25 protein-coding genes, 1 tRNA gene and 2 pseudogenes are annotated in these 25,749 nt (G+C 57.1%); 22 read left to right on the forward strand and 6 right to left on the reverse strand.

What is annotated here, in order from left to right; genetic code table 11:
• Window positions 1-11: 11 nt before the first annotated feature.
• The 4 genes from ACM1ZW_RS03915 to ychF all read left to right on the forward strand — a co-directional run bounded on the left by ACM1ZW_RS03915 (window position 12) and on the right by ychF (window position 3,575).
• The gene (locus ACM1ZW_RS03915; RefSeq protein ID WP_003208392.1) at window positions 12-953 is read left to right on the forward strand and encodes a ribose-phosphate pyrophosphokinase; all 942 of its coding nucleotides are present in this window, start codon (window positions 12-14) and stop codon (window positions 951-953) included.
• A gap of 141 nt (window positions 954-1,094) precedes the next feature.
• Window positions 1,095-1,697 carry a 50S ribosomal protein L25/general stress protein Ctc gene (locus tag ACM1ZW_RS03920; RefSeq protein WP_017340759.1) on the forward strand — a complete coding sequence of 201 codons (603 nt, stop codon included), beginning with the start codon at window positions 1,095-1,097 and terminating at the stop codon, window positions 1,695-1,697.
• A gap of 170 nt (window positions 1,698-1,867) precedes the next feature.
• Entirely contained in the window at window positions 1,868-2,452 is a 585-nt protein-coding gene (pth, locus tag ACM1ZW_RS03925; protein ID WP_008037207.1) for an aminoacyl-tRNA hydrolase, read from the forward strand.
• A 22-nt stretch (window positions 2,453-2,474) separates the two neighbouring features.
• Window positions 2,475-3,575 carry a redox-regulated ATPase YchF gene (ychF, locus tag ACM1ZW_RS03930; RefSeq protein ID WP_017340760.1) on the forward strand — a complete coding sequence of 367 codons (1,101 nt, stop codon included), beginning with the start codon at window positions 2,475-2,477 and terminating at the stop codon, window positions 3,573-3,575.
• 133 nt (window positions 3,576-3,708) lie between these two features.
• Here the strand turns inward: ychF and ACM1ZW_RS03935 are convergent, their stop codons facing one another.
• Complete coding sequence (locus ACM1ZW_RS03935; RefSeq protein WP_017340761.1) at window positions 3,709-4,926, reverse strand: MFS transporter; 1,218 nt, start codon at window positions 4,924-4,926, stop codon at window positions 3,709-3,711.
• An 846-nt stretch (window positions 4,927-5,772) separates the two neighbouring features.
• Here ACM1ZW_RS03935 and ACM1ZW_RS03940 point away from each other — a divergent pair.
• The 12 genes and pseudogenes from ACM1ZW_RS03940 to ACM1ZW_RS03995 all read left to right on the forward strand — a co-directional run.
• A pseudogene (locus ACM1ZW_RS03940) lies at window positions 5,773-6,402 on the forward strand (methyl-accepting chemotaxis protein); the annotation flags it as partial.
• Window positions 6,403-6,507: 105 nt separating this feature from the next.
• On the forward strand, window positions 6,508-7,308 hold the full coding sequence (locus tag ACM1ZW_RS03945; RefSeq protein ID WP_416740798.1) for a methyl-accepting chemotaxis protein: 801 nt from the start codon (window positions 6,508-6,510) through the stop codon (window positions 7,306-7,308).
• A 116-nt stretch (window positions 7,309-7,424) separates the two neighbouring features.
• Window positions 7,425-7,501 (forward strand) — tRNA-Met (locus ACM1ZW_RS03950).
• Window positions 7,502-7,670: 169 nt separating this feature from the next.
• Window positions 7,671-8,105: pseudogene (locus tag ACM1ZW_RS03955) on the forward strand (tyrosine-type recombinase/integrase); the annotation flags it as partial.
• A gap of 37 nt (window positions 8,106-8,142) precedes the next feature.
• A complete protein-coding gene (locus ACM1ZW_RS03960; protein WP_416740186.1) occupies window positions 8,143-8,340 on the forward strand; it encodes a hypothetical protein in 198 nt (65 codons plus the stop codon).
• Between the two features lie 96 nt (window positions 8,341-8,436).
• The gene (locus ACM1ZW_RS03965; protein WP_416740187.1) at window positions 8,437-8,856 is read left to right on the forward strand and encodes a hypothetical protein; all 420 of its coding nucleotides are present in this window, start codon (window positions 8,437-8,439) and stop codon (window positions 8,854-8,856) included.
• Window positions 8,857-9,021: 165 nt separating this feature from the next.
• Window positions 9,022-10,128 carry a hypothetical protein gene (locus ACM1ZW_RS03970; RefSeq protein ID WP_416740188.1) on the forward strand — a complete coding sequence of 369 codons (1,107 nt, stop codon included), beginning with the start codon at window positions 9,022-9,024 and terminating at the stop codon, window positions 10,126-10,128.
• A gap of 215 nt (window positions 10,129-10,343) precedes the next feature.
• Window positions 10,344-11,342, forward strand: a complete 999-nt coding sequence (locus tag ACM1ZW_RS03975) for a hypothetical protein (RefSeq protein WP_416740189.1) — start codon at window positions 10,344-10,346, stop codon at window positions 11,340-11,342.
• Between the two features lie 73 nt (window positions 11,343-11,415).
• Window positions 11,416-11,778, forward strand: a complete 363-nt coding sequence (locus ACM1ZW_RS03980) for a hypothetical protein (protein WP_416740190.1) — start codon at window positions 11,416-11,418, stop codon at window positions 11,776-11,778.
• A gap of 146 nt (window positions 11,779-11,924) precedes the next feature.
• A complete protein-coding gene (locus ACM1ZW_RS03985) occupies window positions 11,925-12,503 on the forward strand; it encodes a hypothetical protein (protein ID WP_416740191.1) in 579 nt (192 codons plus the stop codon).
• A gap of 611 nt (window positions 12,504-13,114) precedes the next feature.
• Window positions 13,115-13,693: a hypothetical protein gene (locus ACM1ZW_RS03990; protein WP_416740192.1), complete on the forward strand. Its 579-nt coding sequence runs from the start codon at window positions 13,115-13,117 to the stop codon at window positions 13,691-13,693.
• A 1,081-nt stretch (window positions 13,694-14,774) separates the two neighbouring features.
• On the forward strand, window positions 14,775-14,975 hold the full coding sequence (locus ACM1ZW_RS03995; protein WP_416740193.1) for a hypothetical protein: 201 nt from the start codon (window positions 14,775-14,777) through the stop codon (window positions 14,973-14,975).
• Window positions 14,976-15,045: 70 nt separating this feature from the next.
• Here the strand turns inward: ACM1ZW_RS03995 and ACM1ZW_RS04000 are convergent, their stop codons facing one another.
• On the reverse strand, window positions 15,046-15,978 hold the full coding sequence (locus ACM1ZW_RS04000) for a hypothetical protein (protein WP_416740194.1): 933 nt from the start codon (window positions 15,976-15,978) through the stop codon (window positions 15,046-15,048).
• 977 nt (window positions 15,979-16,955) lie between these two features.
• Between ACM1ZW_RS04000 and ACM1ZW_RS04005 the strand changes: the two genes are divergently transcribed.
• The 3 genes from ACM1ZW_RS04005 to ACM1ZW_RS04015 all read left to right on the forward strand — a co-directional run bounded on the left by ACM1ZW_RS04005 (window position 16,956) and on the right by ACM1ZW_RS04015 (window position 18,214).
• On the forward strand, window positions 16,956-17,168 hold the full coding sequence (locus ACM1ZW_RS04005) for a helix-turn-helix transcriptional regulator (RefSeq protein WP_416740195.1): 213 nt from the start codon (window positions 16,956-16,958) through the stop codon (window positions 17,166-17,168).
• A 156-nt stretch (window positions 17,169-17,324) separates the two neighbouring features.
• Complete coding sequence (locus ACM1ZW_RS04010; protein ID WP_416740196.1) at window positions 17,325-17,786, forward strand: Panacea domain-containing protein; 462 nt, start codon at window positions 17,325-17,327, stop codon at window positions 17,784-17,786.
• Window positions 17,787-17,797: 11 nt separating this feature from the next.
• Window positions 17,798-18,214, forward strand: coding sequence for a hypothetical protein (locus tag ACM1ZW_RS04015; protein ID WP_416740197.1), 417 nt, complete (start codon window positions 17,798-17,800; stop codon window positions 18,212-18,214).
• A 599-nt stretch (window positions 18,215-18,813) separates the two neighbouring features.
• Here ACM1ZW_RS04015 and ACM1ZW_RS04020 read toward each other — a convergent pair.
• Window positions 18,814-19,923 carry a DUF2817 domain-containing protein gene (locus ACM1ZW_RS04020; RefSeq protein ID WP_416740198.1) on the reverse strand — a complete coding sequence of 370 codons (1,110 nt, stop codon included), beginning with the start codon at window positions 19,921-19,923 and terminating at the stop codon, window positions 18,814-18,816.
• Between the two features lie 151 nt (window positions 19,924-20,074).
• Between ACM1ZW_RS04020 and ggt the strand changes: the two genes are divergently transcribed.
• The gene (gene ggt, locus ACM1ZW_RS04025; RefSeq protein ID WP_416740199.1) at window positions 20,075-21,907 is read left to right on the forward strand and encodes a gamma-glutamyltransferase; all 1,833 of its coding nucleotides are present in this window, start codon (window positions 20,075-20,077) and stop codon (window positions 21,905-21,907) included.
• A gap of 58 nt (window positions 21,908-21,965) precedes the next feature.
• Here ggt and ddlA read toward each other — a convergent pair whose 3' ends face one another.
• Together ddlA and ACM1ZW_RS04035 are read right to left on the reverse strand one after the other, a co-directional pair.
• Window positions 21,966-23,060 carry a D-alanine--D-alanine ligase gene (gene ddlA / locus ACM1ZW_RS04030; protein ID WP_416740200.1) on the reverse strand — a complete coding sequence of 365 codons (1,095 nt, stop codon included), beginning with the start codon at window positions 23,058-23,060 and terminating at the stop codon, window positions 21,966-21,968.
• Between the two features lie 10 nt (window positions 23,061-23,070).
• On the reverse strand, window positions 23,071-23,712 hold the full coding sequence (locus ACM1ZW_RS04035) for a LysE family translocator (RefSeq protein WP_416740201.1): 642 nt from the start codon (window positions 23,710-23,712) through the stop codon (window positions 23,071-23,073).
• A gap of 154 nt (window positions 23,713-23,866) precedes the next feature.
• On the opposite strand from ACM1ZW_RS04035, the gene ACM1ZW_RS04040 reads away from it, so the two are divergent.
• Together ACM1ZW_RS04040 and ACM1ZW_RS04045 are read left to right on the forward strand one after the other, a co-directional pair.
• Window positions 23,867-24,676: an AraC family transcriptional regulator gene (locus tag ACM1ZW_RS04040; RefSeq protein ID WP_031319120.1), complete on the forward strand. Its 810-nt coding sequence runs from the start codon at window positions 23,867-23,869 to the stop codon at window positions 24,674-24,676.
• 76 nt (window positions 24,677-24,752) lie between these two features.
• Window positions 24,753-25,121 carry a cupin domain-containing protein gene (locus ACM1ZW_RS04045; RefSeq protein WP_017340768.1) on the forward strand — a complete coding sequence of 123 codons (369 nt, stop codon included), beginning with the start codon at window positions 24,753-24,755 and terminating at the stop codon, window positions 25,119-25,121.
• A 4-nt stretch (window positions 25,122-25,125) separates the two neighbouring features.
• Here ACM1ZW_RS04045 and ACM1ZW_RS04050 read toward each other — a convergent pair whose 3' ends face one another.
• Entirely contained in the window at window positions 25,126-25,725 is a 600-nt protein-coding gene (locus ACM1ZW_RS04050) for a flavin reductase family protein (protein ID WP_416740202.1), read from the reverse strand.
• Between the last annotated feature and the right edge of the window lie 24 nt (window positions 25,726-25,749).

A 25,749-nucleotide genomic window follows, 5' to 3' on the forward strand; every position in this document is an offset into this window, starting at 1 on the left:
AGGTACTGCGCGTGTCCAAGATGATGGTCTTTACGGGGAACGCTAACCCCGATCTGGCTCGACGTGTCGTACGTCAGCTGCATATCCCTCTCGGTGACATCTCTGTCGGCAAGTTTTCCGACGGCGAAATTACAGCCGAGATCAATGAAAACGTCCGCGGTAAAGACGTCTTCATTATTCAGCCGACTTGCGCTCCGACCAACGACAACCTGATGGAACTGGTAGTGATGGCTGATGCCTTCCGCCGCTCCTCGGCTACTCGTATCACTGCTGTTATTCCTTACTTTGGTTATGCCCGTCAGGATCGCCGTCCGCGTTCCGCACGTGTGGCTATCAGCGCGAAAGTCGTCGCTGACATGCTTACCGTAGTCGGCATCGACCGTGTTCTCACGGTTGATCTGCATGCTGACCAGATCCAGGGTTTCTTCGATATTCCGGTAGATAACATCTACGGCTCCCCAGTATTGGTGGATGACATTGAAGATCAGCGCTTCGAAAACCTGATGATTGTGTCCCCGGACATTGGCGGCGTCGTGCGTGCACGTGCTGTTGCCAAATCCCTGGGTGTGGATCTCGGGATCATCGACAAACGCCGTGAGAAAGCCAATCACTCTGAAGTGATGCATATCATCGGTGATGTCGAAGGGCGTACCTGTATTCTGGTCGATGACATGGTCGATACCGCCGGCACTCTGTGCCACGCGGCAAAGGCTTTGAAAGAGCATGGCGCTGCCAAGGTTTTCGCCTACTGCACACACCCTGTGCTGTCCGGTCGGGCGATCGAAAACATTGAAAATTCCATGCTGGACGAACTGGTGGTGACCAACACCATCCCGTTGTCCGCTGCTGCTCAAGCCTGCTCGCGTATCCGTCAACTGGATATCGCGCCGGTAGTTGCCGAAGCGGTCCGCCGCATCAGCAACGAAGAATCGATCAGCGCGATGTTCCGTTAAGGGCCCTGCCCTTCTCGAACATCTCGTTGACGAAAAGCGCCCCGCCCCGGCATTCCTGTCGGGGCGGGGCTTTTTTGCCCATATCGCCTTTAGCGCTGGTCGCAAACGCTGGGGCGAATGTGGTTATTTTGGAGATACAACATGAACGAATTTACTCTGAATGCTGAAGTGCGTTCCGACCTGGGGAAAGGTGCGAGCCGCCGCCTGCGTCGTCTCGCAAGCCTGGTACCAGCTGTAGTTTACGGTGGCGAAAAAGCCCCTGAATCCATCAGCATGCTGGCTAAAGAAGTTGCCAAACTGCTCGAAAACGAAGCGGCTTACAGCCACATCATCGAGCTGAACGTTGGCGGCACCAAGCAAAACGTAATCATCAAGGCTCTGCAGCGTCACCCGGCCAAAGGCCACGTGATGCACGCTGACTTCGTACGCGTTGTAGCTGGCCAGAAACTGACCGCTATCGTGCCTGTACACTTTGTTGGTGAAGAAGCTCCGATCAAGAAAGGCGGCGAAGTTTCGCACGTTGTTGCCGAGATCGAAGTGAGCTGCCTGCCTAAGGACCTGCCTGAATTCATCGAAGTCGACCTGGCTAACGCCGAAATCGGCTCGATCATTCACCTGTCCGACCTCAAAGCCCCTAAAGGCGTTGAGTTTGTTGCTCTGGCACACGGCGATGACAAGGCTGTTGCCAACGTCCACGCTCCACGTGTTGCTCCAGAAGCTACCGAAGAAGGCGCAGCAGAGTAATTTACTCTGTGATGCCGGAGTGACCCGGTAACATCGCGGACTGGAACGTAGCGAGAAAGCGGGCGAGAACGCGGAGTTTACATAATGGTAAATGAGCACTTGTCGTCCACTTTCGCCGCACACCCAGGTTGCGGCGATGTTATCCACCACTCCAAGGAAGGGCCCCTATCGTGACTGCCATCAAACTGATCGTTGGCCTGGGAAATCCAGGCGCTGAATACGAACAGACCCGGCATAACGCAGGGGCCCTTTTTGTTGAGCGCATCGCGAACGCACAAGGCGTGAACCTTGTGGCGGATCGCAAATATTTCGGCCTGACCGGGCGCTATTCGCATCAGGGTCAGGATGTTCGTCTGCTGATCCCCACCACGTACATGAACCGCAGCGGCCAGGCCGTAGCGGCGCTTGCCGGCTTCTTTCGCATCAAGCCGGAAGAAATCCTCGTGGCGCATGACGAACTCGACCTGCCACCGGGCGTTGCCAAACTCAAACAGGGCGGCGGCCATGGCGGTCACAACGGGTTGCGCGACATCATCGCGCAACTGGGCAATCAGAATACCTTCTACCGCTTGCGGCTTGGCATTGGCCACCCGGGCGTAGCCAGTATGGTTTCAAATTTCGTCCTGGGTCGTGCGCCACGCGCCGAACAGGAAAAACTCGATGCCAGCATCGACTTTGCCCTCGGCGTGCTGCCGGATATCCTCGCCGGGGAATGGAACCGCGCGATGAAAAACCTGCACAGCCAGAAGGCCTGACTCTTATCCGAGGGGAAACACCATGGGATTCAATTGCGGCATCGTCGGCCTGCCTAACGTCGGCAAGTCCACCCTGTTCAACGCCCTGACCAAATCCGGGATCGCGGCCGAGAACTTCCCCTTCTGCACCATCGAGCCGAACACCGGTATCGTGCCGATGCCGGATCCACGACTGGAAGCCCTGGCGGCCATCGTCAATCCAAAGCGCATCCTGCCGACCACCATGGAATTCGTCGACATCGCGGGCCTCGTTGCCGGCGCCTCGAAAGGTGAAGGCCTGGGCAACAAATTCCTCGCCAACATCCGTGAAACCGATGCCATCGCCCACGTGGTCCGCTGCTTCGAAGACGAGAACGTGATTCACGTCTCCAACAGCGTCGACCCGAAACGCGACATCGAGATCATCGACCTGGAACTGATCTTTGCCGACCTCGACAGCTGCGAAAAGCAACTGCAGAAAGTCGCCCGTAACGCCAAGGGCGGGGACAAGGACGCCGTTGTCCAGAAGGGCCTGCTGGAGCAGTTGATCGCTCACTTCACCCTCGGCAAACCTGCGCGCACCTTGATGAAGAACATGGCAGCCGACGACAAGGCGGTGATCCGTGGCTTCCACCTGCTGACCACCAAGCCGGTCATGTACATCGCCAACGTCGCCGAAGACGGTTTCGAGAACAACCCGCTGCTGGACATCGTCAAAGCCATCGCCGAAGAAGAAGGCGCCATGGTGGTTCCGGTCTGCAACAAGATCGAAGCCGAAATCGCCGAGCTGGAAGACGGCGAAGAAAAAGACATGTTCCTCGAAGCCCTGGGCCTGGAAGAACCTGGCCTGAACCGCGTGATCCGCGCCGGCTACGAAATGCTGCACCTGCAGACCTACTTCACCGCCGGTGTCGAAGAAGTCCGCGCCTGGACCGTCCGCGTCGGTGCCACCGCACCGCAAGCCGCCGGCGTGATCCACACCGACTTCGAAAAAGGCTTCATCCGCGCCGAAGTCATCGCCTACGACGACTTCATCCAGTACAAGGGCGAAGCCGGTGCCAAAGAAGCCGGCAAATGGCGTCTGGAAGGCAAGGACTACATCGTGAAAGACGGCGACGTGATGCACTTCCGCTTCAACGTCTGAGTCATTCAGACGGGACACCCGCCCAAGAAAAAGCCGCGTTTGATACGCGGCTTTTTTGCACCTGAAATAAATACCTGCCACACCATCAATCTTCTGAGCGAGCAGCTCGCTCCCTCAGGAGGATGCTGTCAGATCATGCCTTATTGGTTCTTGGCAGCAAGATTGCCAACACACCCAACAGCGGCAGGAACGAGCACAGGAAGTACACGTATTCGATACCGTGCACGTCCGCCAGGTGCCCCAGCAGCGCCGCGCCAATCCCGCCGAAACCGAACATCAGCCCGAAGAACACCCCGGCGATCATCCCGACATTGCCCGGCACCAATTCCTGTGCATAAACCACAATGGCCGAGAATGCCGAAGCCAGGATGAAGCCGATCACCACGCTCAGAATGCTGGTCCAGAACAAGTCAACATGCGGCAGGATCAAGGTGAACGGCGCGACCCCAAGGATCGAAAACCAGATCACCGCCTTACGCCCGATCTTGTCGCCGATCGGTCCACCGAAGAACGTCCCCGCCGCCACCGCCCCCAGAAACAGGAATAAATGCAGCTGCGAACTGGCCACCGACAGGTCGAACTTCTCGATCAGGTAGAAGGTGAAGTAGCTGGTGAAACTGGCCATGTAGAAGTACTTGGAGAACACCAGCAACCCGAGCACCACCAGCGCGCTGATAACCCGGCCCTTCGACAAGCCATGCGTCGCCGCCTGGCCTTGCTTGAGTTTGAACAGGCTCAGGTGATTGGCGTACCAGCGGCTGATCCGGTAAAGCACAAACAGCGCAAACACTGCGAACAAACCAAACCACGCCACATGGCCCTGACCGAACGGAATGATGATCGCCGCCGCCAGCAACGGGCCGAAAGCGGAGCCCGCGTTACCGCCCACCTGGAAAGTCGATTGCGCCAGGCCAAATCGCCCGCCCGACGCCAGCCGCGCCACGCGAGACGCTTCCGGGTGAAAGGTCGACGAGCCGATGCCGATCAACCCCGCCGCCAGCAGAATCAATGGAAAGGTGCCGACCACCGACATCATCAAAATGCCGATCAATGTGCACACCGTCCCGGCCGGCAGCAGCCAGGGTTTGGGGTGGCGATCGGTGTGGTAACCGACCCACGGCTGCAATAGCGAAGCGGTCAGCTGGAAGGTCAGGGTGATCAGGCCGACCTGGGTAAAGGTCAGGCCATAGTTGGCCTTGAGCATCGGATAGATCGAAGGCAGCACCGACTGAATCAGGTCGTTGATCAAATGCGCCAGCGCCACGGCGCCGATGATGCGCATGACCAGAGGGCTGCTTTGTGAAGTCGCGGATGCCGGCGTCGCGCCGGTCTGGGCATTGCTGATAGCCATGGGAAATTCCGTACAACAGATGGGTGCACACGGGCAGGTGGGTCAATGTGCCATTTTTCAGTGCAGCAGCGCCATCCCCTTAGCCAGCTAACGAACTAAATTCAGACGGTAATAGCGCAACGCCATGGTCTGAATCTTGCCTTGTTTATTCCCTTCAACGCGGCGCCCTTACAAAGGGCACCGAGAATGGGAAGTTTCGCTACAGAGTCGGCCTACAGAGCTGGCGAGGGTGAACTTTCGAGGCCTTTAAAACGGGCACATGTCGCGGTCGCTACGACCTCGACGCACGCGATTGGTGCGTGGTGTCCAGGGGAGTCATGGGGCATGCAGGCTTTTTTATCTCCGGGGATCGGGTTGCTGGGGCGTTTTGGCTTCGCCCGCAAGTTTCAGCTGTTGTTTCTGCTGTTTATCCTGCCACTCGCAGGCAGCCTGCTGATGATCGGCCAGGACTATCGCGCCAAACTCAACCTGATTTCCGGCGAGCGTGCCGGGGTCCGGCAACTGCTCGCGCTGGATGCGCTGGATAACCTGCTCGCCGCCCAGCGTGACCGCGCCGCGCGCTGGCGTGCCACCGAGACCAATCGCCAGCCGACACCGGCCACTCTTGCTGCGATGGCTGCGTTCGATGCGGTTCAGCCAGCGGTCGCCCAAGCCACCACGGACCTTGGCAACGCGTTGCAAACCGAAGGCGCCGTGGGCGAAACCCTGGCCCGCTATCAAGCCCTGCAGACAGCCCTCGATGGGCTCGACTCGAAAAGCCTGAGCAGCGTCGGCTGGTGGCCGGATGGTTACGATCGTTTCACCAATGCCTTGAGCGCTCTGCAGGCCTTGCGTGAACAGATCGCCATGGACAATCGTCTGACGCTGGCACCATGGCTGGAAACCTACCTGCTGACGCAGATTTCCACGCAACACGCGCCGGACCTGATTGAGCGCGTAGGCCGTCTGGCCAGCGTCGGCCAGGCGTCGGTGGTGTCCGGTCAGTTCACCCTGCAAAGCCGTCTGCAATTGCGCGATCTGCGCAGCCGCATCGGCGACGCCCGTGAGCAGCTGGCGAAAACCGCCACGCTTCTGGAAGCACGTCTGCCCAGTGCCTTGCAGACTTGGGCCGGTCAATACCATGACAGCCTCAAACACCTCGATGCCGAGCTGAAAGTCCTTGATGACGGCGTATTTGGCGGCAGCATCAAACTCAAGCCCGAGGAGTTCGAACGCAGCCTGGACAGCCTGCTCACCGACCTCGCTTCGCTGCGCCAGCAGTCGTTGGTCTCGCTGGATCAGCGTCTGGATTACTACCACGGCTCGGCGATCCGCCAGTTCATTGTGGTGGCGGCGATTTTTGGTTGCCTGTTGCTGGCCGCGCTGTACCTGTTTATCTGCTTGCAGGCCTCGATCCGTCGCAGCGCCAGCGGCATCACGCTGCTGGCCGAAGCCTTGCGCGACGGCAATCTGAGCCTGCAAGTGCCGGTTGAAGGCCGCGACGAACTGGCGGCGATCAGCACCGCACTCAACGTCGCCGTGGTGCAACTGCGCAACAGCCTGCTGGGGGTCGATCACGAAACCCTGCAGCTGAGTAATGCGGTGCGCACGCTCAACCATCATTCCAGCGGTGCGCTGGGCGAAGTCGAAGCCCAACAATTGCAGATCAGTCAGATCGCGGCGGCGGCAACGCAATTGGCCGCCACCTCCCAAGGCGTCGCCCAGAGTTGCGAACAGGCTTCCGGCAGCGCCCAGCACACCCAGCGCATTGCTGCCGACAGCAGCCGTGACAGCCAACGTACCACCGCGAGCATTCAACAGCTCAACCAGCGTTTGAACGAAACGGCGGCGGCACTCGGACGGGTCAGCGAACAAGGCCAGCAGATCCAGTTGGTGGTCGACACCATTCGCGGGGTTGCCGAGCAGACCAACCTGTTGGCGCTCAACGCCGCCATCGAAGCCGCTCGTGCGGGTGAACAGGGTCGAGGCTTTGCGGTGGTCGCCGATGAGGTGCGCAGCCTGTCGCAACGCACCCAATCGTCCACCGCGCAGATCGCCGGCACCGTCGACAGTTTGCGTAGCACGGTGAATGAAGCCGTAAGCCTGATGGAAGCCGCGTGCGGCCAGGCGCAATCCGATGCGCAGTCGGTCACAGGGTTGGGCGAACGCCTCGGGGAAATCGCCCACGCGGTACAAGGCGTCACCGACACCCTGGCGCAAATTGCTACGGCGGTAGAAGAGCAAGCCAGCACCGCCGACGAAGTCAGCGGCAACATCCAGCAAGTCGATCAGGCGGCGGTACGCCTGCTCGAAGGCGCGCGGGCGGTGAACCTGGCTGCGGACACCTTGAGCCAAGGCAGCAAAGCGCTGAGTGCCAATACCGGGAGATTTCAGCTCGGTTGACGCCCTCCCCTGGCCCGATTTTGCGGGTCAGGTGGATAAGCGGTTGAAAGCGTAGAGAAATATTTTAGATTTACGCTTGACACATCTTCATTACGAGCCAATAATGCGCGCCACTTGGCTACATAGCTCAGTTGGTTAGAGCATAGCATTCATAATGCTGGGGTCCGGGGTTCAAGTCCCTGTGTAGCCACCAAGTACCGATTCACAGATGTCTCTAGATGTCTCTGAATCAAAACAAGAAGCCCGCCTAGTGCGGGCTTTCTTGTTTCTGGCTATCCCTCCTTGTATCCCCCTATACCTTCCCTCTGTGTATCCCCCTGTGTATCCTCGGCAAATAATTGAACCGAAGGGATACAGGTCAGATGAAGCGTTCAGAGATAAAGCGCCGCCCCCTCTCCGATACCGCATTGGCCGGGCTAGAGCCTGACGCCAAGGAGTATCGCGAGCTCGACGGGAACAGCCTTTATTTCCGCGTGAAAACTGACGGTCAGAAGTCCTGGCAGCTTCGGTACAAGAAGCCTGACGGGAAATGGTCATGGCTCGGGCTGGGTGGTTATCCCGATGTGAGCGGGTCGGTGGCCAGGCAGAAAGCTGCCGAGCTGCGCGCGGACGCTGCTGATGGAAAGAACCCCATCATTACCAAGCAGGCTCGCAAGAAAGCGGAAAGAAACACTGCCGCCGAAACATTCGAGCCGCTGGCAAGAGAGTGGTACACGTCACGACTCACCAACTGGGATGCGGGCACGTCGAAGCGAATCATGGGCGCCTTCGAGCGTCATGTTTTCCCCGTGTCCGGGATTAGTTGACCACTACACCATGGTTGCAGGCGGCGTCATGCAAATGCTGTCTCCGGTACCCAAGTCGCCCAGCCAGCAAGAGCAAGCCACTACCGAAAACAAACCCAGCTACCTCTTCAACGGCGCGTTCAACTCAACGCAGCAAGGCCTTCCCGTGCCTGTCATCTACGGAAAGATGTTGGTCGGCTCCAGCGTTGTCGCCGTCGGTACCTGGGCTGAGGCTATCCCGGCATGAGCGAAGCCATTATTGGTCGGGAGGGTTTTCTTGGCCGGCTAATCATTTAAAAGACGCACGGGAGCGTGGTAGTTTCCATGCTCCTGTGTGTCGTGAATGGATGACGAGACTATGCGTTTAATCGGACTGCTAGCGATCTCTTCGATACTTCTGGTTGGCTGCTCAACTTCTCCAATTTCCGCCGGTGATGCCGATCCGGTACCGCCATCAAGGCTTTATGCTTTCCCCTCCCAGGGAGGCACCCATCTCATTGTTACGCGTGACAGCGGTATGTTCGGGGCCGGCTGCAACCACCGGTTCTACATCGACGGTACGCTGGCTGCAGAGCTTTCTTCTGGTGAGGTAGCCAAGTTCGGGCTAGCTCCAGGCAAGCATGTGGTGGGCGTCAAGCCGAGCTCCGCGTGCGGTGGCGGCGGCCTTGTGGAGACCGAGGTTGATTTGAAGTCCGGCGAATCAGTTCGTCGACGCATTTCGGTAACTCTTGGCGGACTTGCCATTACGCCAACCGCGTTCTGAGCGGAGACAGACGAATCGATCCCACTCAGACCATATCGTTTGTCTCGGTGGTGGTGCTGCTCCAGGCGTCGACGGCCAGGTGGTAACCACACTAGTAACCGCAAAAAGTAACCAGCCGGCCTGGTTACGCCCCCCTCAACTGCAACTGACGTCGGAAGCAAGAAAATGGAATCTCAAGCCTACCTTCATGCGTTAAATACCCAGCTCACCTATCTGTTCGCCTATGTGTGTAAGATCAATGAGATCGACACCGCCGCTGCATTGTCCGGCGAGTTCCGCGGGATGCAGGATGCTGGCTGGAATACGGTCGGCACAGCCTATGAGGTATTCCAGGAGTTAAAGGTCCTCGGAACAAAGGGAACACCACTCACTCGTGCCGAGCTTCGCCAGTTGCTCTGTCTATACGCACACCTTGCAGAGGCTGGCGGCGTCTACGAAGGGCTTCTGAACACCCTGCAGGTCGCACAATTGAAGGCCTACAACCTCTGGCCGTTTCAAAATCTCGTTCGAGTGCGTGCCGAACCCCGAGCAGTGATCGGTCCCAACGCTAACGCGATGTTTCGGCACTTAGCACGAATTGCTACCGAAATAGGGATGACCGGCCTTGCACGTCTGTTGGAGATAGCTTTCCGCGACGACATCAGAAATGCCATGGCGCATGCCGACTACATACTGGCCCCAGAAGGCTTACGGGTAAGGCGAAGAAACGGTGGCCAGCCAAAGCTAGTATCCAACTCAGAAGTGGAAACCGCCCTACAGATCGCAATGTACTTTTTTGAGCTCCTGCAAGCCTTTCAACAGAAAGTTGCAGAATCATTTCGCCCAGCCCGGACAATCATAGGCCGATTCAGCGACAACCCTCCCATGCCTTGGAAAATTGAATTCACCAGCGATGGTAGGTTCTCCATTTCTAGCAACTCACCTGGTCAACAAGTTGATGCCGCTTACGAGCGACAAAAACGGATTAACGACCGGCTGGGTGGGAGAGTGGTGGCGGCTTACATCGGGCCCGATATGGAAGTATCACCTTCGCTACTAATGGAGATATCTGAGGCAGGCTTTGAAGTTTTGATAGTTGACATCGAAAACCAGGAGCAGTACGCGGCCCTTATTCTTGAGATAAACGAACACGGACTATGGAGCATCGCCGTTGCCCCAAAAAATACCGACGACTCACTACTCATGGCCACGCCTTACGGGTTTAAATGGGTTTCAAGCGGAGCAGAATTCAAGGCTTGGCTTCCCGTCGTGGAGGAAGTTGAGCTAGCCTAATTTATCGCCTTTTAGCCAGGTTTTTCCAAGTAGAGAGGCTAATAAAATGGCCCCACGCCATAGGAAGCTAACAAGTTGCTGACTCGAAAGGCAGAATTTATCCAGGTTCCACCGACCCACGTCGATTTTGGGGTCAGCCCTGAGGCCGAATTTTCGATGTAGTCGGGTTTGTGCTTTGAGCCCGTATCCTAAGAAACTGTATCCGTGGAGATTCGATGTTTGATTTAGTTGATAAAACCCCTGGGGCCCGCGAGTGGCTGGACAACGCCATTCGACGGCACGCCAATGGGATATACGGACATATTGTTTCCGCGGTCGTGTGGACAGATGCGCGAAACATTCAAGGCCATCTTTTGGTCCCCGCCGACCCTCAAACCTTGGTGGATAAAATCAACAATCATTCGTTCATTCTTCTCCAGAATCACGATCCGGGAAAACCTATAGGGCAGGTTCTTGAAAGCGCCAGTTTCGAGACCGCGGACGGCCATCAATTTGTCACCGCCGTTTTAGGTTATTACTCAGGTGGTGATGTCATAAGCTTCCAAGAAATTGGAATTGATGCTCAAGAATCCACACCATCACCAGCCCATCTTCCGTGCTTGTCAGAGGACTGCTGGATTCAGTTAGCGACAGATCCAAGGGAGGTGGATGATTACTGGCTCAACCAAGTCACCACCCATGCGCCATTGAAAATCGAACGAATTGAGCTTTCCCACAACGCCGAAAGCGCTGCGCAAGAGTTGATCAGGCTAGGTCTGGTCTACCTCGCCGTGGTGTGGAATCCGTTCGTTACTTCGATTGCTTCTGAAGCGGGAAAGGGAACTTACACTGCGATTCATGCCTGGCTTCGGAAGTTGATCGAGTGCTTGGCTGAACGACGTAACCCTGTACTAGATATTCATACTCATCAGGACGGTTGCCAAGTGTCGTTTCTTATACGAGGCAAGGACGTCAAAAAGCACTACGCAGCACATGACAGCCTTTCCGCGGCAGCGGCTCAAGCAGCGACATTGGTTGCAAAGCTCAAGGCCCGAGGAGCACCAGCCCGACAATTAGTCTATGAGTTCGATAAGGAGCTTCTTTTGTGGCATCCATCATTTGCGGTTCTAGACGACAAGCGCATTGTCACTGACAACCTTGCACTGATCGCTATAGAGCAACTGCCGGCCGGATTGAGCTTGGGCCTCACTCGCAGCCAATCTCTTATAAAGTAATGAAAACGAGAAAAACACCCTAAACAAATTGTTTATTTAATATATTTCTCCAGATCACCCAACGAGAAAAATAATGAGCACAGAAATATATAGCTCGGTCCGCCTAACACTCTTTAGGCATAGCGCAAACTCATTCTTAGCTGCGTTAGATGAGGCTCAAATTTCTCACGGCCCCATCCATATGTTTTCATCCAATCCTCAAGGCTCTGGCGTTGTTGAGGCAATCACCGCCTTATCCGATGCTATGCCTTGGAATGCTATAGCGAAGGTTGTGGTTGCGTGGATTGAAGCAAGAAAAAGCCGAGAAATACTCATTCATACAGAGTCGGGTGACTCAATCCATGCAAAAGGCTATTCGGCTTCTGAAATCCAAAAGCTGCTTCAAAAATCCACAAATGTGATCGTAATCGATACGAAGCCTGTAGATGAGCCATAGCAGTCCACCTAGCGTAGGTGCATACGTTAAATTAAGTTCTATCACGAAGTCGCTCGGCGCCCGGCGGCATTTTAAATCTTGCCTAGCAGAATTCAGTCAAAGCACAGTAAACCAGCTATTTACACATTTTATTGAGAAGTAACTTTATGGTATTTGTAGTCGTTGTAGCAGCATTGATAATTGCTGGCGTTTATTCCGCATTTGCTATCCGCCAAAGAGCCGATATCGCTTGGGGCTGGGCCCACGCCCTCTGTTCGACTTTAGTCTCGGTGACCTTAGCATTGGCAATAGGTATAGGGATCTTTCACATTCAGACATCAGAGCAGGATAAGGAGGAGCGGGCCCGCTGGAAAATGCTTGTAGCTACTGAATACACGGAGATTCAGGCAGGCACCTCAGGCACTTCCATGAACGTCATTTTTTCTGAGGGGCAAGTGCCAGCGACCGTTCCAATATTTATCACCTACTTACAGCCAATCGCGGCAGAGCAGGCGGCTCTTAGCGGCAAGTTCTCTCAGGCGACGAGTGGAAAGCTTTTGGAGCTATCGACCGCAACGAGAAGCTACAACATGAAAGCAACCTACTCTCTTCAACTATTAGCCCAGGGAGACGTATCCCCAAATTATGCTCAGCGTGTCGCTCACGCCGCCTTGAATCTACAGCAGTCCCGCGAAAACGTTTTAGCGTACATCAATGACGTAAAGCGTCTTATGGGACAGGAATAACGGAGGGCAAAAGTTCGTCCGAGGAGCTGTCACTCTCCATGAACGGTATCTCCGTCACGGAGTCGCCCGACGAGCTCCAACCTTGACAATTGTTAACAGGATTACAGGCCCGCGCACTCGAACCAACGTTAGGTTTTGTTAGGTCCTGGTGCGCGCTCGATGACAGTTTTTGACAGGTTCTCGTGCCGACAAAATGTTAAGTTTTGATAAGTCGCTGTCGCTCGCCTGGTCGCCCGGTATCCACTCTGGTATCCACGGCTTGAGGCAGATCCGGCGCGGATAACCTGGCTGGTTACCAAGCGAGCGACCACCATCAGGGACCACTTTTCACCGGTCGCAAAACCATCAAACCAATTTGGGGAAACCGAACCCCATGAATGAGCCGCGTCAAGTGTCTACCGTGGTGTTTCACGCAGGCGTCACGCAGGAACGTCACGCATACTAGAGTGCGAAAAATCGTCTCTGAGAGAAGCTTATCCAGCACTGGTACGCAAGCCGACAAGCACCGGTAGTACGAATGTGGCTTAAATCGATACGGCTGCGTACACAATTTAGAGATTCAAATCTCGACTAAAATAGAGCGGGCAATTCCGAAACGGAAGATAGCCGCCATGCACAACATCGAGCGTCACCACCAGATTCATCGCGCTTTCGCTGCCATTAATCTTGGTATGGTATTCGCCGGCCTCGCCTTTCGTGATACTCCAATCGATCTGAACGTGATTCTGTTAGCTGTGCTTTTTATCATGATTCGTGCGAAGTTTTGGTTCGATGATGAGGCATATCTTGAGGACGTTGGCTGTGGAAAACTTCCAGGAGGCCTGTCATTCAGCTTTGGAATGTTGCTTGCCATACTTTCGTGGATTGCATGGTGTTTTGCAGGCTTTTACATTAAAGACGTCGAGACTAGCTCACTTATTTTGGTGGTGGTATTCGCGCTATCCACATTTTGGATCGTGGCCGCAATGGTCATGCGCGGAGCATATGCGGAACAGATTCCATGGCTTTTTTTCAATTGTCTCTACGGTCTTGGATTCACGTTGATCTACTGGCGAGGCCGCCTGTGGAATCCATTTCACAATCAGCAAAGCGCATTCATAACTTCCGTGCTTGTCCTGCTGCTTGTGCTATTTCTCATTGATCTTGGAGTAACACGAATTCTTGAGCAGAAACGACGGCCATCAACGTGATCATCGTTAATACCTGACGGACGCCTAGATACCTAGCTCTAGGTAAGCGCCATGTGTACGCACTAGCCCATGTGTACCGGCAGCAAGTTTGCACCTAAGGTTCGCACGTCTGGTTCGCACCCCCCATTGCGCGAACCTGGGCAACCGCCGGTTGAGAAATGTTGAGGCTGCCAGGTACTGGTTTCCACTATGGTTTCCACCGTATTGCAGCGCTTTTCACTGGTAGAGCGTCGCTTTGCAAAACAACCCCATGAATGAGGGTCAAATGACGCGAATACGACGTTGAATGAGACCTGTGAAAACCAACCCCATCAATGACACGCGACAGCCGTTTCAATGTCAGGTTTTAACAGGTTCCGGCGTGTAGAAAGCGACACTCTGTGTAGGAATCAACACGGTGTCGAGCGCCTGCTACTTTGACCACGCTTTGACGGGATGTGAGACAGGCATGAGACGAAACCGGCGTAGTGTGGGCGTCAGAGGCTAATTCCACGCGGTGGCCGTCAAACAAGGGGAATTGGCCGTCTCATACCCCAGACAGACCCCAGACGATTCTGGACAGGCTCTAGACGGATTGTGACCGTCTACAGCAGCCTGATTGCCCGGAAAACACCGGCACGCCTGGCGCGCGGAGGATCACACCGCATCCGAGCACAGTACCCCGTCCAGAATGGCTAAAACCTTGACCCAGCCTTGACGAAGTTTTTGACAGGGTAAGACGGATCGCCTGCCGACCATGTGCAGCATCTTGGCTGGACACCTTGATCTGTAAGGGCTGGCGCGTACTTATCGAGCTGACAACGAGCGCGGCCCGTCAAAAATTGTCGGGGACTCGTCAAGGGCGATTTATCAGCGATGGCTGGCGCCCGTATGTGGAAAACCAGCAGGCTGGTTTGGAGAAAAGCCACAGTCTGGCCATGGAAGCCTGGGCGCCGAAATTACCAGTTCCGGTAGTCTCGACTGATATTGGTAGTCTCGTCCCAGCCGTGCGCGCCGAACTACCGGGATCACGGCGGTTATCGGATAATCAAACACCTGTCCAACCGCTGTTGATTACGACCACATCTGCAAGGGCTACCCCATGTCCATTATCGACTGCGACTACCTGCCCGCCGACAAGGTGGTGTTTCCGCCCGAGCTGGCACTGCTGATAATCAGGAAGGCCAGCGCCATGGCGGCAGCCTTTGAAGAGCAGGCGCTTGACCAGCTCACCAAGGACGCCAGGCGAGCGCTTGCGCAAGGCCTTGAGCCTCGGCGAGTCATCCGGGAGATGCGTCTGTAATTGTCCCTGCCAAACTACCGGGAACTCGGTAGTTTCCAGCACCTGACCAGGGCAGTTGTCATAGTGTTATTTAGTCGGGCGGTTTCGGTGGAGGCGACGCCCATGACATCAGCGCGTCAATGCTGTCAGAGCTTGCAAGCAGACACTTTGCCTCCTCAACCTTTGCTAAAAGCTCAGCGCGAGCTTCGCGATTCATATCAACTGAGCGGGTGGCGATGTCGTCGAAAAAATCCTGGAGTTTCCTATCAGAACTCCACTTGTCGATGATCTTCAGTAGATTACGTAGCGAGTCTTCCCTGGCCTGGATAATCAGAGAACGCTCGTAGCGCGCTGTTGCTATTGCGCGCTCAGCCTCCCACCTCTTTCGCTCTTCTGCCGCCTGCCGGTCAGCCTCAGCAATCTGAGGCCCTAATATTTTCGACCGATCCACCAAAGCCAACACAATGCCGTCGAGTTGTTTCGAGAGACTAACTTTGTCCTCAGTCCAGGTATGAGCCCAGTCCACCCGCCCATAGGGGCTATAAGCCCTAAGGCACAGTCGTTTGGAAGCAACACGCTGAACACTCCGCGGGTAAAACGTCTTCGTCTTTCGGTTCCACAGCCCAGGCTTGAGCGCTTTAGCCTCCTTGACGGGCAAATACTGGCCATCGAGGTAGACCATTTCTTTTTCGACCGTAGCCTCGTAGACAGTCAGTCCTATCGCTACCTCGCCGAGGAAGACGATTGTTGGCCGAGCTGGCGCCCAAACATCTGTCTCGAAAGCCGATCGCTTCAGCCGCCCGTCCTCATTTCCAAGCGCCTTACGTGTGAAGCCGCTTTCGCCGCATGCGATTGAAATTCGAAAGTTCGTTTCACGGAAACAGTTCGCAAGTTTCAGCAGAACTGACGCGGCCCTCTGAAGCGTGGGCTCAGTGACTACAAGGTCGGGGAGGTTACGTTTTGCGGGTTTGAGGTAGCCGTCGCCAGCGACTCTGCCGCTCGTGAATGAATCCAGTGAGCCCATCACCATCGTACGCCTGGCACCAGTTTTTTTCGGAGCGACTTCAGCCAGTTCAGTTCCCGTTTTACGCGGCAACTGGTCACCCTTCCTCCACTCGGTGGGATCACCTGGTGTGGACTTGGGCAGAGGCGGAGTCTTTAGTCTCTGTCCAGATTGCTTCCTTGCCCAATAGCCTCGTGGGGGACAAGGTACGTTCAGGCGAGAACAAACCCGCCTCAGGAACACCGCGGAAACTCCGTACTTGGGAGCGAGGGAGACCATTGGGGTGGTCCAAACCTCGGAGTACAGGGTATCTCTGTGGACGCGATCTTGGTCCATCTCCAGTTGCCTCTGTTTCGCCCGGAGGGGGATCACGCTGACAGTTTTCCCTTGGATGGTCAAAACAGCATCCACGAAGAAAACCAGTTTAGTCCTTCCATCGCCTGGGCCGACACCTGCATCGAGGCTGCGCTAAGGCCTCAATGCCGCGACCTAGTGCCCGGCCGGCCAGCTTGGTATCCATTAACCATGGCCGCTCGCTGCGCCAGGCTGACCGTTACCTCCTTTGAGTGTTGAAATCTACACTCTGTGTAGATCCCAACACGCTGGTGCCGGCTCTCATTTGTGAAAACGACCCCCAGCGATGAATCGAGTCAATTGCCGACGGCTCCCCCGGAATCAGGGTGGTGGAAGCGTCGCATTGTGGCGCGGGGACCACACTCGAGTTCATGTGGAATAGGTGAATCTGGCCGCCTCTGAATAAGCTCCTGCGCCGGCTATACCCCCCCCAGGCATCGCTTAAACAATGGCTATACACAACCCCCCAGGCATCGATGATTTTCCCGGGCTCAGAATGGCAAGTGAGCAGTGAGCAGTGAGCAGTGAGCAGTGAGCAGTGAGCAGTGAGCAGTGAGCAGTGAGCAGCTTGTGTCATGCGCTGACTGAAAATGCCAACGAACCAACGCTGCTACGCTTTCATTTTCTCGAATGGAGTCGAAGCGATGCCTTCCACGAACAGACCAGGAACCGAGAGCATTGATCGTTTTCTTCGCCTCGACGAGGTGCTGCACACCACCGGCCCGGGCCGAAATACGGTATACCGGCGGATCAGGGAAGGCACCTTCCCAAAACCGGTCAGGATAGGCCCCAACTCAGTGGCATGGCGCGAGTCAGCAATCGCTAAATGGATGTCCGATCCGACCCCGGGCAAGTGAAGGTTTTAAAGATGGGAGCTTCATTTTCTCACCTATAGTCAGTGCATACGGTCGTCGGTTGAACAAGCCAGGTCGTGTAAATGTGTTTGACAGGCGCCCTGTCGGGAAGATAATGCCGGCCTGTTTTGGAACCAAATTTAACCTTAGGAGGCTTACATGGCTGCCTGCACCGCAAATGGAGTCGCAGACTACCTGCTGTGGTTCGCCAAGGAACATGGCGACATCCTTACCCCGCTGAAGCTTCAGAAGCTGATGTTCTACGCGGATGCTTGGCATATGGTCCTCAACGACGGCGAGGAACTAGTCCAGCAGCAGTTTGAGGCCTGGGTACACGGCCCCGTTCTTCGCGATGTTTATTTCCGATTCAATCACTATCGGTGGAATCCCATCGCTCAGGATGTGGCCAAACCGGATTTGCCCGATGTATTGCAGAACTTTCTGAACGATGTTTACAAGGTGTTCGGTGGATTCAGCGGTTATGAGTTGGAGCAACTGACTCATCAAGAGGAGCCTTGGCGCGCTGCCCGCGGCGACTTGGCACCAGACGCAAGTTGTACAGCTGCTATCGACAAATCGTTGACTCGTCGTTTTTACACTGAAATGTCCAAGGCGAGCTGAAGGGTCTGAAAATGGGAATGAAGGCAGGAAGCCTAAAAAAACCGGCTCAGATTACGGCCGGGACACCTGACCCTCAAAAGCGCGTAAGCTTCTCGTTCCGGCATATTGAACAAGGTCATGAGAAGTTTAAGTACTCGGCGTGCGAATCGGGGTACTTTTGCAAAGTGCTTGAACGGCTCGCCGCCTTGAGCAACTTCACAGTTCAAGAACTGTACTCAAATCGATCAGAATCCATTAGAGCGCACCCGATTGCTTGGGACGAAACGTCTGAACCTGAAGGTTACAACAACCTTAATGAGCAGCTCCGAAGCATCCGGCCCTATCAGTTTGCTGTAAGCGTGAACGCTCACGGCAGAGTGCATGGTTTCTTTGTCGATCACGTTTTTTATGTGGTGTGGCTCGATCCTTCGCACTCTCTCTATCCGTGACAGTGAACCTGACTCCACGAGAAGCCTGGCCCAGCGTCAGGCTTTTTTGTATCTGGCCCTCGCGCGCTTCCGATATCACCATCATGCTCGATAGGCTGATCCAAGTATTCGGAGAGTGGGATGCGCTATCTGACCATCAGGAAATTTTCCAGCGAGTCTGGATACTCAGAGGCCGCGATTCGATCAAAGATCGCTGACGGCACATGGCGGAAGGATTACCTTTGGCGAAAGGCGGCTGACGGGCGAGTGCTGATCGACGCCGTTGAGCAAAGCCTCAAAACGCGGAAGCCCAAAGCCGTTAATGTGATACCGTTCGTCGGAGCAGACGCGCGTGTCACACGGTGACTTTCGAGGACGTTCTGGCGGAAAGAAAAAAGGCCAAAAAGCACCTAGCAGCGAGCACCATGTATCCCCACATGTATCCCTCGCGCAAACGGAAAGACAAATACTCAATAAACACAGATGGTTAAGTGCTCAGTTCAAATGTCTGTGTACCACCAAGTACTAAAAACGGCTTACCGAAAGGTAGGCCGTTTTTTTATGCCTCGAGAAAAGTGCCCCGAAATCACAGAGGTGACTTCAGGCAACAAGAGCAAGCCTCAGGATCGCACCAACGCCAACGCGGACAATGCCCGCTCCCATATCTGCCACGTACGCAACCAGACCATCGACTGCCAGTCGTTGTCGGCAGGATAGAACTGCTCCAGCAGATTCAGTTTGATTTCCCGCCCGACCGCATCACTCGGATTGCCGTGCAGATGCAGCCAATGGTCGTCGCGCAAATGACGATGAACCTCGGCTCCCGGATAAGTCCCGCATTCGATCACGAAGGGCATCAATCGCACCTGCGGCAGCGCGTCGATCAGCGCCTGCGAGGTGTAGCCGGTGGCCGTGGCCGCCACACCGGTTTCGCTCAGCGTGTCGGCGCCGGTCAGCAGCGTGTAGAGCCACGGTCCATAGATCGACTGCGCCTCCGGCAACGCTGGATAGGCGGACTCGGTAATGGTCAACAACATCGGATGGCCGTATTCCCCGGCGCCGGTGTGCAAGTCGAAGCACATCGCAACATCGGCATGGGCGACATGTTTTTGAAGGATCTGGTGCAATGTGCGGTTCGACCAGCTCGGCGCTCGTCCGCCGTAAAACAGACCATCGGGATGACTGTGCTGGCCGCCCTCGACAATCGACATCACCGCCGGCCAGCCGTGTTCCTGGATCTGCTGATCAAGCAGTGCATCGGCGCGATCACGCTCCGGGCCTGTCAGCTCGGTGCAGGCATAGATTTCATGCAGCGCGGCGTAGGCCTGATTGTCCGGCAGCGGATGTTCGAAGTTCAGGTGATTGCGATTAAGGTCGATGTTGTCTTCGTTGACCCGGCGCAGCCACGCCGTGCCCCACGGATTGATCAGATGAACAAACACCACCGCGACATCGGCCGGCAATGAACGCTTGCCCAACTCCTGCAGCCACTTGATCTGACAGCCCGAGCCATAGAAGCCTTCGACCCCGTGAGTGCCACTCAGCGCTATCAGCAAGCGTTTGGAGGCCGGATCACCGAGCACCGCCACATCGGTGCTCAGAGGCTCCCCGAACGGTCCTTTGAGCGGGTGCGGATACTCGGTCAATGTCGCGCCGGCCGCCTTCGCGGCTGCCAGAAACTGTTCACGCTGAGCGCCATAGCTCGGCTGTGCGGGGAAGTCGGTCTGCATGTCTGCCTCTTGTTGATCTTCTGACTCGTCTACTGCCCTTGACCCTACAGAAATTCCGTCAATGGATGAAGGACAAAAACGGCCATGGTTTGCGTCACTGGCTGTCGGCCGATAAAGTCGCCTGACCTTTCCCACGGACGGAGTGCCCCGCGTGTTTACAGCCATTCACTGGAATCGCTATCGCCTGCCAGCCCTTTCGCTGATTGTCGGCGCATTAACCCTCGCGGCGTGTAACGTTCCGCCCGCGTCGAAGTTGCCGATCGCACCGGAAGCCGCCTCGGGTTATCGCGCCGACCTGCAGACCCGGCACGCCTCGAAGCATATGGCTGCGGCGGCGAATCCGCTCGCCGCCGAAGCCGGGCGAGCAATGCTGCGTCAGGGCGGTTCGGCGATTGATGCCGCTATTGCGATGCAAGCGGTGTTGACGCTGGTCGAACCGCAATCCTCGGGTATCGGCGGTGGTGCGTTTATCGTGCTCTGGGACGGTAAAACCGTGCGCACTTACGACGGTCGTGAAACCGCGCCGGCCGGCGCCACCGAGAAGTTGTTCCTGCAAGCCGACGGCACACCGATGCCATTCACTCAGGCGCAGATTGGCGGTCGTTCCGTGGGCACCCCCGGTGTGTTGCGAGCGCTGGAACTGGCCCATCGGAAACACGGGCGCCTGCCATGGGCGCAGTTGTTCGAACCGGCGATAAAACTCGCGGAGCAAGGTTTTCCCATCTCGCCACGCCTGCATCAGCTGATTGCTTCGGATTCGTCCATGCAGCGCTCGCCAGACATGATGGCGTATTTCCGGAATACCGATGGCAGCCCGAAAGCCGTCGGCACCCTACTGAAAAACCCGGCGCTGGCCGCTGCGTTCAAACGCATCGCCAAGGAAGGTCCTGATGCGTTGTATAAAGGCCCTATCGCGCAGGAAATCGTCGCCAAGGTTCAGGGCCACGCCAACCCCGGCAGCCTGTCGCTGAACGACCTCGACGGCTACTCCGCCAAGGAACGCGCGCCGCTGTGCTCCGATTACAAACGCTGGCAGGTCTGTGGCATGCCTCCACCGTCGTCGGGCGGAATCGCCGTGGCGCAGATCCTCGGCACCTTGCAGGCGCTGGAAACCCGCGACCCGCGTTATGCCCTGGCGCCACTCAAACCAGTCAAAAACACCCGCTCCGCAGGCATCGAACCGGCCCCGGAAGCCGTGCACCTGATCTCCGAAGCCGAGCGTCTGGCCTATGCCGACCGCGCACTGTATGTCGCCGACAGCGATTTTGTGCCCGTCCCGGTCAAAGGCCTGGTGGACCCGACCTATCTGGCCAGCCGCGCCGCCCTCATCGGTGATCGCAGCATGGGCACGGCCAGGCCTGGCACGCCGCCGGGCATTCAGGTGGCCTACGCGCCGGACCGTTCGCCGCTGCGCATTTCCACCTCGCAAGTGGTGGCGGTCGATGACCTGGGCGGTGCGGTGTCGATGACCACCACGGTGGAATCCGCATTCGGCTCGCACCTGATGGTTCAAGGCTTTCTGCTCAACAACCAGATGACCGACTTCTCGTTCATCCCCGAAGAAAACGGGCAGAAAGTCGCCAACCGCGTCGAACCCGGCAAACGCCCACGCTCGTCCATGGCACCCACCCTGATCTTCGACCGCCAGAGCGGCGAATTCCTCGCCACCCTCGGCTCTCCTGGTGGCTCGCAGATCATTGAATACGTCGCCAAATCCACCGTCGGCCTGCTCGACTGGAACCTCGACCCGCAAACCGCCATCAACCTCCCCAACTTCGGCAGCCGCAACGGCCCGACCGAGCTGGAACAGGGGCAGTTCAGCGCGGAGCTGATTCAGGCGTTGAAGGACAAGGGGCATAGCGTGAGCGAGATCGACATGACCAGTGGCACTCAAGCGATTGTCCGGGTCAAGGATGCTCAGGGGAAAGCGTCGTTGGCGGGTGGGGCGGATCCACGACGCGAGGGGGAAGCGTTGGGGGATTGAGTCTTGCCATGGCATGGAAAAGGCTTACCGGGAGGTAAGCCTTTTAGTCCCGCGCAGCCTAGCGAGAAATCTTCAGCGCCTGCCGCGCCCGGTGTTTCTCCAGCGCCAGCTCGATCAGGCGGCTGACCAGTTCGCTGTAGGTCATGCCGGCGGCCTGCCACAGCTTGGGGTACATGCTGATGCGGGTGAAACCGGGGAGCGAGTTGATCTCGTTGATCAGCACTTCGCCGCTGTCGGTCAGGAACACATCGACCCGCGCCAGACCGGAACAGCCCAACACCTGAAACGCCTCGACGGCCAGGGCTCGAATGCGCTCGCTGGCTTCGCGGCTGATGTCGGCCGGGACCACCACTTCAGCGGCCTGTGCGTCGATGTACTTGCTGTCGTAGGAATAGAACCCGCTGCGCACGACGATTTCGCCGCAACCGCTGGCGATGGCGTCTTCGTTGCCGAGCACCGCGCATTCGATTTCGCGGCCGCTGACGGCCGACTCGACCAGCACTTTCTCATCGAAACCCAGGGCCAGTTCGACTGCTGCCGTGTACTCGGCTTCGTCGTTGACCTTGCTCACGCCCACCGAAGAGCCCTGGTTCGCCGGTTTGACGAACAGCGGCAGGCCGAGCTTGCCCTGGACCTCGGCGAACCCGGTGCGCCTCGCTGTGGCGCGGGTCAAGGTCACGAACGGCGTGACGGCCAACCCGGCATCACGCAGCAGGCGTTTGCTGATGTCCTTGTCCATGCACACCGCCGACCCGAGCACATCGGAGCCGACAAACGGCAGATCGGCCATGCGCAGCAACCCTTGCAGGCAACCGTCTTCACCCAGGGTGCCGTGGACGATCGGGAAGATCACGTCGACGTGGCCCAGCAGCTCCTGACTTGAGGTTTCCAGCAGTTGCTGACTGGCCTTGCCCGGCACCACGGCAAGTTCGCGGTTGGACTGGTTGAGGGCGATCAGCGCCGGGTTTTCCTGGTTGAGCAGGAAGTTCGACGGATCATTGAGGTGCCAGTGGCCCTGCTTGTCGATGCCGATCAGCACCGGTTCGAAGCGCGACCGGTCCAGCGCGTCGACGATGTTTTTCGCCGATTGCAGCGACACCTCGTGCTCCGCCGAACGGCCGCCAAAAATAATGCCTACCCGCAGTTTGCTCATTCAGGATTCCTCAACGATTGGCCACCAGATGCGCACCGAACAGCAAGTAGCAACTGCCGGCAAAGCGATCCAGCCATTTACGCGAACGGTCGTAAGCCCCCGCCATCCGACGACTGGAAAACAGCAGCGCAACGCCGCTGTACCAACTGAAGGACAAGGTCGCCATGGTCAGCACGGCCAGCGCCAGTAACATCGGCGGCACGGACGCGGGCATGGCCGTCGCAAAGATGGTCGCGACGAACAAGGCAGATTTTGGGTTGGTCATGTTGCCCAGAAAACCTTGGCCATACACCGACAGTAACGTGCGCCCCGCTCCGTCAATCGAACCGGACTTGCCCGCCACCACGGGCGGTTTACGCCTGAACTGCTTCAAGCCCAGATAGATCAGATAACAGCCACCGGCAATCTTGAAGCTCAGGTAGAGCGTCGGCGCGGCACTGAACAACGACTTGATGCCCAGCCCGCCCGCCAGCCCCCACAACACTGTGCCAGTGGCCACGCCCAGTGCGGCCACCACCCCGTGCCGTTTGGATTGGCTGGCGGCCAGTTGCGCGATGTTGAAAAAATTCGGCCCCGGCGTCACCACTGCAACCGTCCACAACAGCGCCAGCGACAACAACGGAGCGGCATAGCTCAGGTGGGACATTTCCATGATGTGGGTCGCCTGCTTGGCTAAAGAGGATGAGCCACACAGTGCAACATTTGCCTTCGATTTTCTACTCGTGCGCGGGCTTACATCGGCCAGAAGACAGACAACCGCTCACTGGGTTAACGTGACCGGCATTGAGTTCCAGGCAACGATCAGCATGACCAGGCACCCACCGCACAATGACTGGTTCCACCGCGCGCCCGATGTGGCGGGGCTGCAGCGCTTCGAGGCGTTTTTTGCCGGACATGGCTACGACCTGCACCGTCATGACACTTACGCCATCGGTCACACCCTCGCCGGCGTGCAGCGCTTTCAGTACCGCGGCGGTTGGCGCCACAGCCTGCCCGGTGGGACGATCGTGCTGCACCCGGACGAAATCCACGATGGCGAAGCCGGGACCGAGCTCGGATTCCAGTACCGGATGATGTACATAGAACCGGCACTTATCCAGCAGATGCTCGGCGGTCAGCCACTGCCGTTCATCAAGAACGGTTTGTCGACCGATCCATGCCTGTTCGCCGCCACCGAGGTTCTGCTGCGCAGCCTCGATACCCCCCTCGAACCGCTGGAAGCGCAAGACGCACTGTTCGATCTGGCGCAAGCCTTGAACAGCGCTGGCGGAGTCACTGCCAGGCATGCAAGCTTCGACTACAGGGCTGCGGAACGCGCGCGGGAATACATGCACAGCGCACTGGATCGCACCGTGACGCTGGAAGAACTGGCGCACCACAGCGGCCGGGATCGCTGGAGCCTGTCGCGGGATTTTCGCCTGTTGTTCGGCACCAGCCCTTACCGTTACTTGACCATGCGCCGCCTCGACCTGGTTCGTTCGCTGCTGATTCAGGGCCAGTCGCTGGTCAGCGCCGCGCTGATCGCCGGCTTCACCGATCAAAGCCACATGACCCGCCAGTTCAGCAAAACCTACGGTTTGTCGCCAGCGCGCTGGATGAAAATGCACCGCCGCTGAGCCACGCACAATCGTACAAGAAGCACGCTGCTGCGGTGGCTATCGTGGTTTCACGATCAACCACGAGAGCTGCTCCATGAAAGCCTACGAAAGCCTGAATTTCGCTGCAAAAATCTCCCGGATCGACGCCCACTGGACACCGCGGGTCATCGCCGAAATGAACGACTACCAGTTCAAGGTGGTGAAGCTGCTGGGGGATTTCATCTGGCATGACCACCTTGATACCGACGAAGCCTTCATCGTTCTCGAAGGCCAGTTGCGCATCGATTTTCGCGATGGCCACGTGCTGGTGAATGCCGGCGAAATGTATGTGGTGCCCAAGGGGGTCGAGCACAAACCGTTCGCCGGGCAGGAGGTGAAACTCCTGCTGATCGAACCCCGGGGCGTGCTGAACACCGGCAGCAATGGCGGCGAGCGCACGGCTGAAAATGACGTTTGGGTGTGACGTCTTACGGCTGTAGGGTTTTGCCGTCCACCGGATCACCGATTGTCAGGAAATGCCCGCCTGCCACGTGGTGCAAGGTGCGCAACGCATCGTACCCCTCGAAATGCCAGCGACCATCGCTGAATACGCGGTCGTCCGCCTGAGCGGCAATCACTTCGGCCAGGAACAGATCGTACTGTTGGTGATTGCCGGGCTCCGGCAGCAGCCGGCATTCCAGCCAGGCCACGCAACCTTCGAGCATCGGCGCATCAATCAGTTCGCCGCTGAAGGTCTGCAAGCCATAGGTCTGGAATTTGTCCCGGCCCTGGCCCTGAGTCAGCTCCAGGCCAGACGTCGAGCCAACGGTTTGCACGATATCGGCCTGGGCGGCGCAGGGTACGTTCAGCACGAATGTGCCCGACGCTTCCAGCAGTTGCCGGGTCCAGGTGGACTTGTCCAGCACCACGGCAATTTTCGGCGGTTCGAAATCCAGGGGCATGGCCCAGGCCGCCGCCATGATGTTGCGCCGCCCGTCATGGGCCGCGCTGACCAATACGGTCGGCCCATGATTGAGCAGGCGATAAGCCTTGGACAAGGGAACCGGGCGGCGGTGGGAAGCGCTCATGGCATCTGCTCCTGGGAAAAGAGC

This window comes from Pseudomonas sp. NFX71 (assembly GCF_048079215.1).
GTDB classification, from domain to species: Bacteria; Pseudomonadota; Gammaproteobacteria; order Pseudomonadales; family Pseudomonadaceae; genus Aquipseudomonas; species Aquipseudomonas fluorescens_B.

Bases quoted from the DNA above. Each gene is read 5' to 3' on its own strand.
- ACM1ZW_RS04020 (WP_416740198.1), bottom strand. From the start codon at position 19,923: ATGCAGACCGACTTCCCCGCACAGCCGAGCTATGGCGCTCAGCGTGAA.
- ACM1ZW_RS04035 (WP_416740201.1), bottom strand. From the start codon at position 23,712: ATGGAAATGTCCCACCTGAGCTATGCCGCTCCGTTGTTGTCGCTGGCG.
- ACM1ZW_RS03935 (WP_017340761.1), bottom strand. From the start codon at position 4,926: ATGGCTATCAGCAATGCCCAGACCGGCGCGACGCCGGCATCCGCGACT.
- ACM1ZW_RS03965 (WP_416740187.1), top strand. From the start codon at position 8,437: ATGGATGACGAGACTATGCGTTTAATCGGACTGCTAGCGATCTCTTCG.
- ACM1ZW_RS03985 (WP_416740191.1), top strand. From the start codon at position 11,925: ATGGTATTTGTAGTCGTTGTAGCAGCATTGATAATTGCTGGCGTTTAT.
- ychF (WP_017340760.1), top strand. From the start codon at position 2,475: ATGGGATTCAATTGCGGCATCGTCGGCCTGCCTAACGTCGGCAAGTCC.
- ACM1ZW_RS03970 (WP_416740188.1), top strand. From the start codon at position 9,022: ATGGAATCTCAAGCCTACCTTCATGCGTTAAATACCCAGCTCACCTAT.
- ACM1ZW_RS04005 (WP_416740195.1), top strand. From the start codon at position 16,956: ATGCCTTCCACGAACAGACCAGGAACCGAGAGCATTGATCGTTTTCTT.
- ACM1ZW_RS03990 (WP_416740192.1), top strand. From the start codon at position 13,115: ATGCACAACATCGAGCGTCACCACCAGATTCATCGCGCTTTCGCTGCC.
- ACM1ZW_RS03975 (WP_416740189.1), top strand. From the start codon at position 10,344: ATGTTTGATTTAGTTGATAAAACCCCTGGGGCCCGCGAGTGGCTGGAC.
- ACM1ZW_RS04045 (WP_017340768.1), top strand. From the start codon at position 24,753: ATGAAAGCCTACGAAAGCCTGAATTTCGCTGCAAAAATCTCCCGGATC.
- ACM1ZW_RS03920 (WP_017340759.1), top strand. From the start codon at position 1,095: ATGAACGAATTTACTCTGAATGCTGAAGTGCGTTCCGACCTGGGGAAA.
- ACM1ZW_RS03980 (WP_416740190.1), top strand. From the start codon at position 11,416: ATGAGCACAGAAATATATAGCTCGGTCCGCCTAACACTCTTTAGGCAT.
- ACM1ZW_RS04000 (WP_416740194.1), bottom strand. From the start codon at position 15,978: ATGGGCTCACTGGATTCATTCACGAGCGGCAGAGTCGCTGGCGACGGC.
- ACM1ZW_RS04010 (WP_416740196.1), top strand. From the start codon at position 17,325: ATGGCTGCCTGCACCGCAAATGGAGTCGCAGACTACCTGCTGTGGTTC.
- ACM1ZW_RS04050 (WP_416740202.1), bottom strand. From the start codon at position 25,725: ATGAGCGCTTCCCACCGCCGCCCGGTTCCCTTGTCCAAGGCTTATCGC.
- ddlA (WP_416740200.1), bottom strand. From the start codon at position 23,060: ATGAGCAAACTGCGGGTAGGCATTATTTTTGGCGGCCGTTCGGCGGAG.
- ACM1ZW_RS03995 (WP_416740193.1), top strand. From the start codon at position 14,775: ATGTCCATTATCGACTGCGACTACCTGCCCGCCGACAAGGTGGTGTTT.
- ACM1ZW_RS04015 (WP_416740197.1), top strand. From the start codon at position 17,798: ATGGGAATGAAGGCAGGAAGCCTAAAAAAACCGGCTCAGATTACGGCC.
- ACM1ZW_RS04040 (WP_031319120.1), top strand. From the start codon at position 23,867: ATGACCAGGCACCCACCGCACAATGACTGGTTCCACCGCGCGCCCGAT.
- ACM1ZW_RS03960 (WP_416740186.1), top strand. From the start codon at position 8,143: ATGCAAATGCTGTCTCCGGTACCCAAGTCGCCCAGCCAGCAAGAGCAA.